The sequence below is a fragment of the Pseudomonas sp. A125 genome (assembly GCF_055409485.1).
Window position 1 is genome coordinate 316,234 of sequence record NZ_JBUZVP010000002.1, and the last position, 12,283, is coordinate 328,516.

Consider the following 12,283-nt stretch of genomic DNA (forward strand, 5'->3'; position numbering starts at 1 on the left):
TTTGAGACGTAAATTTGTATTGTTGCTGGAGATCGGTCTGGTCCTGGCGGGTTTGCTGCTGGGCGCTTCGGCCTGGAAGCTGAACTCGGCCCTGGAGCAGCCCCTGAATCTGACCCAGGAGCAATTGCTGGACGTACCGGCCGGCGCGACGCCCACCGGCACCTTCAATCGCCTGGAAAATGACGGCGTGCTCAACGATGCGTTCTGGTTGCGTCTCTACTGGCGCTTCAACCTCGACGGCCAGCCGCTGCACAGCGGCGAATACCGCATGACCCCGGGCCTCACCGCCGAGGGCCTGATCGGTCTGTGGCAGCGTGGCGAAGTGGTGCAGTACAGCATCACGCTGGTGGAAGGCTGGAACTTTCGCCAGGTGCGCGCGGCCCTGGCCAAGCATGAAAAAATCGAGCAAACCCTGTCGGGCCTGAGCGACAGCGAAGTCATGGAGAAACTCGGCCACCCAGGCATGTTCCCCGAAGGTCGCTTCTTCCCCGACACCTATCGGTTTGTGCGCGGGATGAGCGACGTCGAGTTGCTGAAGAAATCCTACAACCGTCTGGACGATGTCCTCGCCCAAGAGTGGGCCAAGCGCGCGGCCGACGCGCCGTACACCGAGCCCTATCAAGCGCTGATCATGGCCTCGCTGGTCGAGAAAGAAACCGGCGTACCGCAAGAGCGCGGCCAGATTGCCGGGGTGTTTGTGCGGCGCATGCAGATCGGCATGCTGCTGCAAACCGACCCGACCGTGATCTACGGCCTTGGCGAGCGCTACACCGGCAAGCTGACCCGCGCGCACCTCAAGGAAGCCACACCCTACAACACCTACGTGATCGCCGGCCTGCCGCCGACGCCGATTGCCATGGTCGGGCGTGAGGCGATTCATGCCGCACTGAACCCGGTGGCGGGCAGCAGCCTGTATTTTGTCGCCCGCGGTGATGGCAGCCATATTTTCTCGGATAACCTGGATGCACATAACGCTGCGGTGCGTGAGTTCCAGATGAAGCGTCGCGCCGATTACCGTTCCAGCCCCGCGCCTGCGCCGGCGGCGAAACCTGCGGACGCGCCGGTGGATACGCCTGCCGAAGTGTCTCCGGCACCCGACGATGCCGCGCCGCAAAGCCCGCAATGACTCTGACTAAGGACTGCCTGTGACTGGCTTGTTTATTACCCTGGAAGGCCCTGAAGGCGCCGGCAAAAGCACTAACCGCGAATACCTGGCCGAGCGCCTGCGCGCCGAAGGTATCGAGGTGCTGCTGACCCGCGAGCCCGGCGGTACACCATTGGCCGAGCGCATCCGTGAAGTGCTGCTGACCCCGGGCGACGAACAGATGAACCCGGACACCGAGCTGCTGTTGGTGTTTGCCGCCCGCGCCCAGCACCTGGCCGAAGTCATTCGTCCGGCGCTGGCCCGTGGCGCCGTGGTGATTTGTGACCGGTTTACCGATTCGACCTACGCCTATCAGGGTGGCGGTCGTGGCTTGTCCCTGGAGCGCATTGCGACCCTGGAAACCTTCGTTCAGGGCGATTTACGTCCCGACCTGACCCTGGTGTTCGATCTGCCGGTTGAAGTCGGCATGGCCCGCGCTACCGCACGCGGTCGACTCGACCGTTTCGAACTGGAAACCCGGGTGTTTTTCGAGGCTGTGCGCAGCGCGTTTCTCAAGCGCGCCGAAGCCGATCCCGCCCGTTATTACCTGCTGGACGCCGCGCTGCCCCTGACCCAAGTGCAGCAGGCGATTGACGCCCTGTTGCCGAAACTCGTGGAGCGTGTCCGTGGCTGAAGCCTACCCGTGGCAGGACAGCCTCTGGCAGCAACTGGCAGGCCGTGCCCAGCACGCCCACGCCTACCTGCTTCACGGCCCGGTGGGCATCGGCAAACGGGCCCTGGCCGAGCGGCTGATGGCCAGCTTGTTGTGCCAGCGCCCCAACGGCCTGGAAGCTTGCGGGGAATGTAAATCCTGCATGCTGCTCAGGGCTGGCAGCCACCCGGACAACTACTTGCTGGAACCGGAAGAAGCCGACAAGGCGATCAAGGTCGACCAGGTGCGTGACCTGGTCAGCTTCGTGGTGCAGACCGCGCAGATGGGCGGGCGCAAGGTGGTGCTGATCGAGCCGGTAGAGTCGATGAACATCAACGCCGCCAACGCCTTGCTTAAAAGCCTGGAAGAACCCTCCGGCGATACCGTGCTGCTGCTGGTCAGCCACCAGTCCAGCCGCCTGCTGCCGACCATCCGCAGTCGCTGCGTGCAACAGGCTTGCCCGTTGCCCAGCGAAGCCATGAGCCTGCAGTGGCTGGCCCAGGCGTTGCCGGAGTGCGGTGAGGCCGAGCGCGTCGAGTTGCTGACCCTGGCGGCGGGTTCGCCGTTGGCGGCGGTCAAACTCCAGGCCCAGGGCGTGCGGGAACAGCGCGCACTGGTGGTGGACGGGGTGAAGAAGCTGCTCAAGCAGGAAGTATCGGCCACGCAATTGGCCGAAAGCGCCTGGAAAGACATTCCCTTGCTGCTGCTGTTCGACTGGTTCTGCGACTGGTCGAGCCTGGTCCTGCGCTACCAACTGACCCAGGACGAAAACGGCCTGGGCCTTGCGGACATGCGCAAGGTGGTGCAATACCTGGCGCAGAAGAGTGCCCAGGACAAGGTCCTGACTATTCAGGACTGGATCCTCGCCCAACGCCAGAAGGTACTGGGCAAGGCCAACCTCAACCGCGTGCTGTTGCTTGAGGCCTTGCTGGTGCAGTGGGTCGGTTTGCTCGGCCGGCGTTAATTTCAGTGGCCGACGGGTGTATCGTTGGCCAGACACTTTCCGTGACTCAAGTTGTAGATCCTTATGCTCGTAGATTCCCATTGCCACCTTGATCGCCTCGACCTGGCCCAGCACGGCGGCTCCCTCGATGCCGCCCTTGAAGCCGCGCGCCAGCGTGGAGTCGGGCACTTCCTGTGCATCGGCGTCAGCGCGCAAAACGCCGCCGATGTCAAAGCCCTGGCCGATCGATATGCCGACGTCGACTGCTCGGTGGGCATTCACCCGCTGGACCTGAAGCCCGGCGAAGCCCCGGCCCTCGACTGGTTGCTCGGCGAACTCAATCACCCTCGCGTAGTGGCCATCGGCGAGACCGGCCTGGATTACCACTACGAACCGCAAGCCGCCGAGTTGCAGCAGGCGTCGTTCCGTTTGCACCTGCAAGCTGCGCAGCAGACCGGCAAGCCGGTGATTGTCCACACCCGTGGCGCCCGTGCCGACACCCTGACCCTGCTGCGCGAAGCCACGCTGCCCCAGGCCGGTGTACTGCACTGCTTTACTGAAGACTGGGACATGGCCAAGGCCGCCCTCGACCTGGGCTTCTACATTTCCCTGTCGGGCATCGTCACCTTTCGCAATGCCGACGCCCTGCGCGATGTCGCACGCCAGGTGCCAGCAGACCGGCTGCTGGTGGAGACCGATTCGCCGTACCTGGCGCCGATTCCCCATCGCGGCAAACCCAACCTGCCGGAATACGTACGGGATGTTGCGGATTACCTGGCGATGCTGCGGGGCGAGTCTTACGAGCGTTTTGCCGAACAGACCACCGACAACTTCAAGCGCCTGTTCCCGCTGGCCCACGTGGCCGGCTAAATCGCAGGCAAAAAAAACCCGGGTTCTGGGGGGTGAATCCGGGTTAAGACCATTAGGAGTAAAACAAGGGCACACAGTCCGTCGGTACCCAGGTCGACGTGTCACTTGGGGGAGATGTCACGCCGACATTTCAAGTATTGATCAGTATCCGATTCAGTCCAGCCGCATCTGATCGTTTTTTAAACAGATTTGGAATACGCCCGCTTCGGTTGAGTTCTCATTGATCGCGATGCACGTGCAGCAATGTCGTGTTTTATTTCTGACTCAAATCGGCTTATTCGTTGGCGCGCTGTAAGTTAAGTGCAAAGGTTGTTCATATAGGCGTTGCCCAACGACCGTTCAGTCGGGATAATCCCGCGCACCGGGTAAAACGTTCCGACAAGCGCCGCTTGGGGCACGCCACCCTCCCAATCTCCATCTCTGCAGACCTTTTTCTTATGCACAAAGAACCCCGCAAGGTCCGTGAGTTTCGCCGCCGCGAGCAGGAAATTCTCGACACCGCACTCAAGCTGTTCCTCGACCAGGGTGAAGACAGCGTCACCGTCGAGATGATTGCGGATGCCGTGGGTATCGGCAAAGGCACCATTTACAAGCACTTCAAGTCCAAGGCCGAGATCTACCTGCGCCTGATGCTCGACTACGAGCGCGATTTGAACGAGCTGCTGCACTCGGCCGATGTCGACAAGGACAAGGAAGCGCTGTCGCGCGCCTACTTCGAGTTCCGCATGCGTGACCCGCAGCGCTACCGCCTGTTTGATCGCCTCGAAGAAAAAGTCGTGAAGGGCCACCAGGTGCCGGAAATGGTCGAGGAGCTGCACAAGATCCGTGCCTCGAACTTCGAACGCCTGACCCTGCTGATAAAGGGCCGCATCAGCGAAGGCAAGCTCGAAGACGTGCCGCCGTATTTTCACTACTGCGCGGCCTGGGCGTTGGTGCATGGCGCGGTGGCGTTGTACCACTCGCCGTTCTGGAGCAATGTGCTGGAAGACCAGGAAGGTTTCTTCCAGTTCCTGATGGACATCGGCGTGCGCATGGGCAACAAGCGCAAGCACAGTACCGATTTGCCGAACGCCGAAACGCCGGCCACTTGAGTCATTCGCCAGCGTGATGGCGATATGATTTCCTGCCCAGCGCAGTAAACCAGGAATATACTCAGGCAAGGACCTTGCTAAAACTTGATTTTTCAGTCAGGTTTTAGTGCGCCCGAATTATCCTCTGCCGGAGTGATCCATGATCGTTGATCGTCAAGGCAGGCGATTCCGCAATTTGCGGATCAGCCTGACCTCAGCCTGCAATTACGCCTGTACCTACTGCGTGCCCAACGGCAAGCGGCTGGTGGCTGCGCAGGATGAACTGTCTGCCGAGGCGATGGCGCGCGGCGTTGAATACTTGATCGAGGCCGCCGGCATCGAGCGCCTGCGCATTACCGGCGGTGAGCCGCTGGTCAGCCCCAAGCTGGAAGCCTTCATGGGCGCGGTGGGGCAGATGGGCCTGAGCGACATCAGCCTGACCACCAACGGCCAACTGCTGGCGCGCAAACTGCCACTGCTGGTAAACGCCGGGATCCGCCGCATCAACGTTTCCCTCGACACCCTGGACGCCGACGCCTTCCGCAGTATCGCTCGCGGTGGCGACCTGGCCACCGTGCTCGATGGCATGGACCAGGCCAGTGCCGCCGGGATCAAGATCAAGGTCAATATGGTGCCGTTGCGCGGCCAGAACCTCGACCAGGTGATGCCGCTGCTCGACTACTGCCTGGAGCGTGGCTACGAGTTGCGCTTTATCGAATTGATGCGCATGGGCCACCTGGCCACCGACTCCAACGCATTCCTGCAGCAATTCGTCAGCCTTCAGCAATTGCTCGGGCTGATTGGCGAGCATCACGAATACCTGCAAGCCAACGCCCCGGTGGACGCTACTGCCGTGCGCTACGAAGTGCCGGGCAAGGGCTTCTTCGGTGTCATCGCCAACGAAAGCGTACCGTTCTGCCGCACCTGTTCGCGCTTGCGGCTGTCGTCCACCGGCTGGCTGCATGGTTGCCTGTCGTCGAGCAATCGCCACTACGTTGGCGACCTGCTGGACAAACCCCGCCACCAGGCTCTGCCGGCCTTGCAGCGCTTGCTGGTCAAGGCCTTGGGCGACAAGCAGGAAGTCGCATTCTCCGGTGGAGCGACCATCATGAAGATCATCGGCGGCTAGTCCCGCAAGCTGGCGCAAAATCTGCATCTCGTGCCCATTCGCCGGTTTTCCGTCACCGGCCTCTGGAGAATTAGGATGCGTAGTCTGGTTTTGATGCTGGCGTCACTCGCCCTGGGTGGCTGCATGACCGTCAGTGATATGGCCGAAGGCACGCGCTATCAGATGAGCGATGCCGGGTTGCTGGACCACAGCGATACCCGCCGCGTCAATTCGATCCGCATACAGCCGGACTCCTTTGTCTTCATCGCCCAGGGTGCGTTCACCCCGCCAGGCAGCGCTTATCCACGGCCTAACGTGGTGGCCGAGGAAGCTTTCAACGGGTTTGTCGAATACTTCCCGATGGTTCGTCGCGCTCGCAAGCCCGAAGGCCTGGAGCAGGCGATGTCGGAAGCCCGGGCGGCCGGCGCGCATTACCTGTTGTATTGCCGCTTCGCCCAGGCGGATGACCGTATCGGCAACGCCGATGAATGGTCTGACCAGGAGGCGGTGGATCGCCTGGGCCTCGACACCGGCACCATTCAGGTGATGTTGATCGAGACCAGCACCCAGTATTTGATTGATACTGTGCGCATTCATAGCCGTGGCGGTTTACTGACGTTCCACGACAACAAACCTGACGATCTGATCGGCAAGCCCCTGGCGCACTACGCGCGCAGCCTGTTGGGCATGAGCGATCAGTAAGTCACAAGGAGGGCAGCATGACCGATACGGCCAAAGCCAATGACCTGTTGGCGCAATTGCCCAAGGGCAAGGGACCCGCGCCGGTGCATCTGTGGAACCCGACGTTTTGCGGCGATATCGACATGCGTATCGCCCGCGACGGCACCTGGTTCTACATGGGCACGCCGATTGGCCGCAAGCCGATGGTCAAGCTGTTCTCCAATATCATCCGCCGCGATGGCGATGATTACTTCCTGATTACTCCGGTGGAAAAGGTCGGGATCAAGGTCGATGATGCGCCCTTCGTAGCCGTCACCCTGGAGGTAGAAGGGCAGGGCGAAAGTCAGGTGCTGCGCTTTACCACCAATGTGGATGAACCGGTTGAGGCCGGTATCGAACATCCGCTGCGGGTTGTGATCGACCCGCACACACAGGAACCCTCGCCCTACTTGCGGGTGCGTACCAACCTCGAAGCCCTGGTTCACCGCAACGCGTTCTATCAATTGGTGGAGTTGGCGGTGACCCGTCCGATCAACGGTAAGAACTGGCTCGGCGTCTGGAGCGGCGGGGTATTTTTCCCGATCGGCCTGGAGCCCTGAGGCGGACTTTTGCCTTCCTCCTGAAATAATTCGCTTGCTGTAACCGGGCGCTTCGGTTATCAATTTGTACATGATTAGACATGTCCGATTTGATAAGAAAAAACGCGTCGTCGACGAGCTGATCCGCCGTATCGAGGGTGGAGTGATGGCCGACGGTGTCCTGCTGCCGGGCGAGCACCAACTGGCGGAAGAGTTCTCCGTCAGCCGCGGTACCCTGCGTGAAGCCCTGGCGGAGCTTAAGCGCCGCAGCTACATCGCCACCCAAAGCGGTGTCGGCTCCATCGTCACCTTTGACGGCATGGTGCTGGACCAGCGCAGCGGCTGGGCCCAGGCGCTGGCCGACACCGGCGCGGTGGTGAGCTCCGAGATCCTGCGCCTGGAATCGGTCACCCGCCCGGACCTGTTCAGCAGTCACGGCAGCGACCAATTCATCGCCCTCGACCGCCGCCGTCGCGCCGCCGACGGCACGTTCGTGTCCCTGGAGCGCTCGCTGATGCCGGCCTCCGGTGGCCTGGAAAGCCTGCCGCACGTCGGCCTGATCGATAATTCCCTGACCATCACCCTGGCCGCCTACGGCTACGTCGGCGCCACCGGCAGCCAATGGATCGGCGCCGAGCCGTTGAGCGAGGAAGATGCCCAGCTCTTGGGTCGCCCGGCAGGCACGGTGTTCCTCAAGGCCCTGCGCACCACTTACGACCGCCAGGACCGCTTCATGGAATCCGTCGAAAGCCTGCTCGACCCTCTGCACTTTCGCCTGCACCTACAATTTGGAACACCGACATGACCGCCACTACCCGCGCCCTCGGCGCCTTCTACGGCCTGGCCTTGGGCGATGCGTTGGGCATGCCCACCCAGTCCCTGAGCCGCGAGCAGGTCAAGGCACGTTTCGGCGCGATCACCGCCCTGGAAGATGCCGACGCCGATCAGCCGATCGCGCCGAACATGCCCAAGGGCTCGATCACCGATGACACCGAGCAGGCGATCCTTGTTGGCCAGTTGCTGGTGGACGGGCAAGGCAAAATTGAACCCACCGAGCTCGCCCAACGCCTGATCGATTGGGAAGCGGTGATGCGCGCCAAAGGCTCCCAGGACTTGCTGGGCCCGTCGACCAAACGCGCGATCGACATGATCCTGGCAGGCCATACCCCGGAAGAATCCGGGCGCTACGGCACCACCAACGGCGCCGCCATGCGCATCACCCCGGTGGGCATCGCGGCAAACGTCAATGACCCCGGGCAGTTTATCCAGGCGGTGATCCAGGCGTGCCAGGTCACCCACAACACCAACCTGGGCATCTCCAGCGCCGCAGCAGTGGCGGCGGTGGTTTCTGCCGGGATCAACGGTGTCGACCTGGGCGAAGCGCTGAATATCGGCACGCAGATCGCCCAACAGGCAGAAAACCACGGCCACTGGATTGCCGGTGGGCGCATCGCCACCCGCATCAGTTGGGCGCGCACCTTGAGCGTCGACAGTGGCGACAAGGCGCTGTTTACCGACCTGCTCTACGAATTGATCGGCACCTCCGTGGCGTCCCAGGAATCGGTGGTGGTGTCGTTTGCCCTCGCGCAACAAGTCGCGGTGGGTGAAGTAAACGCCTTCGAAGCCCTGTGCATGGCCGCCAGCCTTGGCGGCGACACCGACACCATCGCCGCGATTCTCGGCGCCATGCTCGGTGCGTGCCTGGGGATGCAGTGCTGGCCTGAGGCGATGATCGAGCAGGTCAAACAGGTCAACGGCCTGCACCTGGAACCCTTGGTTCAGGGGCTGCTCGATCTGCGTTGAGCACCACACATCAACCTGTAGGAACGCGCTTGGTGTGGTGAGCGGGCTTGCCCCGCGCTGGGCTGCGAAGCAGCCCCATTAACTTGCGGTGAACCCGGCGGGGGGCAAGCCCCCTCACCACAGCAAGCTCGCTCCTACAGTGATTCGCCGAGTCAGGATGACCGGAATAAAGATTCGACTTGCGAAACTGCCACAACCACAAAAAAACAGGCATCAGGAGCACCCCACCATGAGTACGTCTTCTTCCGGCCAAAGCGCCGGGCAATTGGAAACACGCGGCATCGAGCCGGTCCCGGAAGGCGAGTGCAATGGCCATCCGCTGCAACTGTTCTGGGTCTGGTTCGCGGCCAACATCAGCATCCTCGGATTGCCTTTGGGCGCGACCCTGGTGGCGTTTCGCGGCCTGGCGATCTGGCAGGCAATCATCGTCGCAATTCTTGGCGCCGCCGGATCGTTTGCGGTGGTCGGCATCATCTCCATCGCCGGCCGTCGTGGCCGGGCACCGAGCCTGACCCTGTCGCGGGCGATCTTCGGCGTACGCGGCAATATCGGGCCAACCCTGGTATCGCTGATGTCGCGCCTTGGCTGGGAAACCGTCAACACCACTACCGCCGCCTTCGTGCTGCTGTCGTTGTGCTCGATCCTGTTCAACTCGCCGGTTGCAGCCAAAAGCGCGCCAGTGCTGACCCTGCTGTTTATCGGGATCTTCGTGCTGCTGACCCTCGCCGTATCGGGCTTGGGCCACGCCACCTTGCTGGTGATCCAGAAGTGGGCCACCTACGTGTTCGGTGCGCTGAATATCCTGGTGGGTGGCTTCCTCTGCGCCACCATCGACTGGAGCGCGGTATTCAACGCCACGCCTGCACCGTTGAGCGCGATGATCATCGGCGTCGGCACCATGGCCGCCGGTACCGGTATCGGCTGGGCCAACGCCGGTGCCGACATGTCGCGCTACCAGCACCGCAGCGTCAAGGCCGTGCGCCTGGTGGCGTCTGCGGCGTTCGGTGCAGGGATTCCGCTGGTGCTGTTGATCACCCTGGGCGGCCTGCTGTCGGTAGGCAATAACGACCTGGCGTCGGCCACTGACCCGATCATCGCGATCCGCGACATGCTGCCGACCTGGATGGCCGTGCCGTACCTGATCACCGCGTTCGGCGGGTTGCTGCTGTCGAATAACCTGTCGGTGTACTCGGCGGGCCTCACCACCTTGACCCTTGGTTTGAAGGTCAAGCGCGTGCATGCGGTAATCGTTGATATCGTCGCAATCTTCGCCGGTTCGATCTACTTCATGCTGATCGCCGACAGCTTCTACGGCCCGTTCATCACCTTCATTTCGTTGCTGGCCGTACCCATCACGGCCTGGGTCGGGATTTTTGTGGTCGACCTGCTGCATCGCCACTACTACAGCCCCAAAGACTTGCTGGACGTGACGCCAAGCAGCGCCTATTGGTACCGCGGCGGGGTTGAATGGCGTGCATTTGGCGCCTGGGCGATTGCGATTATGCTGGGTGTCAGCTTCACCACCATCGGCACCACGGCCGAGAACATCTGGTTCGCCGGGCCGTTGTCCGATTCGTGGCTGGGCCACAACGGCCTGGGCTGGATCGTCACCTTCCTGGTGGCCGGCGGGATTTATGCAGTACTGGGTGGCGCGGCTGACCGTCGCCCGGCTTTGGTAGAGAGCGCAAATGTCTAGATTGCTGCACAGCGGCCAGGTCATCGTTGATCTGGTCATGTCCCTCGACACATTGCCTGCCACTGGCGGCGATGTATTGGCCAACTCCGCCAGCTTCGAGGCGGGCGGCGGTTTCAATGTGATGGCTGCTGCCCGGCGCAACGGGTTGCCGGTGGTCTATCTGGGCCGCCATGGCACCGGCCGCTTTGGCGACCTGGCGCGCGCGGCGATGCACGCCGAGGGCATTGAAATGGCCCTGGCCGCCAGCGACGACAAGGACACCGGTTTGTGCGTGTCCCTGACCGAAGCCACTACCGAGCGCACCTTCATTTCCCATATCGGCGCCGAAGGTGACTTGCTCGCGCAAGACCTGGCGTGCGCCGTGCCTCACGCCGACGATTATGTGTACGTCAGCGGCTACAGCCTGCTGCTGGAGGGCAAGGCCCAGGCGTTGCTCGATTGGCTATTGGCGTTGCCGCGCCAGATTACTGTGGTGTTCGACCCGGGCCCGCTGGTGAAGGCGCCGGACTCGGCCTTGATGGTCGCCCTGTTGCCGCGTATCGACATCTGGACCAGCAACGGTCCCGAAGCGCTGGCATTCACTGGCGCCAGCGATCTTGCAGGCGCATTGCTCAAGCTTGATGACCACTTGCCTGCAGACGCGTTACGGGTGGTACGCGACGGGCCGAATGGCTGCTGGGTCAGCCGTAACGGGCGGGCCGAGCATGTGCCAGGATTCAAGGTCCAGGCGGTAGACAGCAACGGCGCGGGCGATGCCCATGCCGGGGTGTTTATCGCAGGTTTGGCCAGCGGCCTGGCGCCGGCTGCTGCGGCCCGTCGTGCGAATGCGGCGGCGGCCTTGGCGGTCACGCGCTGGGGGCCTGCGACCTCACCGGGCACGGCTGAAGTGGATGCGTTGTTGAGCGCGGGCTGATTCGGCAGAATAGTCGCCATTGAGCACGGAGCGACGCCATGACCCAGAACATCTACGACACCGAGGTTTTCTTCGAGGGCTACAGCAAAATGGGGCGCTCGGTGGAAGGCCTTGCTGGCGCCCCGGAGTGGCCGGCGTTGCAGGCCATGCTGCCGCCGATGCCGGGCTTGAAAGTAGTGGACCTGGGTTGCGGCTACGGTTGGTTCTGTCGCTGGGCCCAAGAGGAGGGCGCCGAGCAAGTGCTGGGGCTGGATGTCTCACACAAGATGCTGGCGCGGGCGAAGGAGATGACGTCATCTTCGGCCATTGCCTACGCCATCGCCGACCTTGAACAGCTTGACCTTCCTGCCGCTGCATTCGATTTGGCCTACAGCTCGTTGGCCTTCCATTACATCGTCGACTTGAAAGGCTTGTTCGAACGCATCCATCGAGCGTTGGTACCCGGCGGGCGGTTGGTGTTTTCCATCGAGCACCCGATCTTCATGGCGCCCAGGCAACCGGGCTGGCTGATTGATGAGCAAGGGCGCAAGCGTTGGCCGGTGGACAGCTACCAGTTGCAAGGGCCACGGGTGACAAACTGGTTGGCGGAGGGTGTGATCAAGCAACATCGTACCGTGGGCACGTTGCTGACGCTGTTGATCCAGGCGGGGTTCACCCTGACTCATGTCGACGAGTGGGGCCCTAGCGAAGCGGATCTGAAGGCCCGTCCGGCACTGGCGGAAGAGCTTGAGCGGCCGATGATGCTACTGGTGGCCGCTAACCGCTGACTCCGTGGCTGAAAACCCGACCAAAAAATGTGGGAGCGGGCTTGCCCGCGAATGCGGT

At 62.3% G+C, this 12,283-nt stretch carries 13 protein-coding genes; all 13 read left to right on the plus strand.

The genetic code is table 11. The features are described 5' to 3' along the window. The first annotated feature begins 1 nt into the window (after position 1). The 13 genes from mltG (at position 2) to ACZRN6_RS04575 (ending at position 12,225) form a co-directional block, all read left to right on the plus strand. Complete coding sequence (gene mltG, locus ACZRN6_RS04515) at positions 2-1,126, plus strand: endolytic transglycosylase MltG (RefSeq protein WP_322146823.1); 1,125 nt, start codon at positions 2-4, stop codon at positions 1,124-1,126. Between the two features lie 19 nt (positions 1,127-1,145). Then, positions 1,146-1,778 carry a dTMP kinase gene (gene tmk / locus ACZRN6_RS04520; RefSeq protein ID WP_464007298.1) on the plus strand — a complete coding sequence of 211 codons (633 nt, stop codon included), beginning with the start codon at positions 1,146-1,148 and terminating at the stop codon, positions 1,776-1,778. Next, on the plus strand, positions 1,771-2,760 hold the full coding sequence (locus tag ACZRN6_RS04525) for a DNA polymerase III subunit delta' (RefSeq protein WP_322146819.1): 990 nt from the start codon (positions 1,771-1,773) through the stop codon (positions 2,758-2,760). Before tmk ends, ACZRN6_RS04525 begins: the two co-directional genes overlap by 8 nt. A gap of 63 nt (positions 2,761-2,823) precedes the next feature. After that, positions 2,824-3,609, plus strand: a complete 786-nt coding sequence (locus ACZRN6_RS04530) for a TatD family hydrolase (RefSeq protein ID WP_464007299.1) — start codon at positions 2,824-2,826, stop codon at positions 3,607-3,609. A 437-nt stretch (positions 3,610-4,046) separates the two neighbouring features. Then, on the plus strand, positions 4,047-4,700 hold the full coding sequence (locus ACZRN6_RS04535) for a TetR/AcrR family transcriptional regulator (protein WP_004371278.1): 654 nt from the start codon (positions 4,047-4,049) through the stop codon (positions 4,698-4,700). A gap of 139 nt (positions 4,701-4,839) precedes the next feature. Next, on the plus strand, positions 4,840-5,808 hold the full coding sequence (locus ACZRN6_RS04540; protein ID WP_322146813.1) for a GTP 3',8-cyclase MoaA: 969 nt from the start codon (positions 4,840-4,842) through the stop codon (positions 5,806-5,808). A gap of 75 nt (positions 5,809-5,883) precedes the next feature. After that, positions 5,884-6,489: a DUF4823 domain-containing protein gene (locus tag ACZRN6_RS04545; protein WP_464007300.1), complete on the plus strand. Its 606-nt coding sequence runs from the start codon at positions 5,884-5,886 to the stop codon at positions 6,487-6,489. A 17-nt stretch (positions 6,490-6,506) separates the two neighbouring features. After that, complete coding sequence (locus ACZRN6_RS04550; RefSeq protein WP_322146809.1) at positions 6,507-7,067, plus strand: DUF1285 domain-containing protein; 561 nt, start codon at positions 6,507-6,509, stop codon at positions 7,065-7,067. A 70-nt stretch (positions 7,068-7,137) separates the two neighbouring features. After that, positions 7,138-7,851 carry a GntR family transcriptional regulator gene (locus tag ACZRN6_RS04555; protein WP_464007301.1) on the plus strand — a complete coding sequence of 238 codons (714 nt, stop codon included), beginning with the start codon at positions 7,138-7,140 and terminating at the stop codon, positions 7,849-7,851. After that, positions 7,848-8,849, plus strand: a complete 1,002-nt coding sequence (locus ACZRN6_RS04560) for an ADP-ribosylglycohydrolase family protein (protein WP_464007302.1) — start codon at positions 7,848-7,850, stop codon at positions 8,847-8,849. The genes ACZRN6_RS04555 and ACZRN6_RS04560 overlap by 4 nt, the downstream gene beginning before the upstream one ends. A 229-nt stretch (positions 8,850-9,078) precedes the next feature. Then, a complete protein-coding gene (locus ACZRN6_RS04565) occupies positions 9,079-10,545 on the plus strand; it encodes a purine-cytosine permease family protein (RefSeq protein ID WP_464007303.1) in 1,467 nt (488 codons plus the stop codon). After that, the gene (locus tag ACZRN6_RS04570; RefSeq protein ID WP_464007304.1) at positions 10,538-11,458 is read left to right on the plus strand and encodes a PfkB family carbohydrate kinase; all 921 of its coding nucleotides are present in this window, start codon (positions 10,538-10,540) and stop codon (positions 11,456-11,458) included. Before ACZRN6_RS04565 ends, ACZRN6_RS04570 begins: the two co-directional genes overlap by 8 nt. Positions 11,459-11,496: 38 nt before the next feature. After that, positions 11,497-12,225 carry a class I SAM-dependent methyltransferase gene (locus ACZRN6_RS04575; protein WP_464007305.1) on the plus strand — a complete coding sequence of 243 codons (729 nt, stop codon included), beginning with the start codon at positions 11,497-11,499 and terminating at the stop codon, positions 12,223-12,225. Positions 12,226-12,283: the final 58 nt, after the last annotated feature.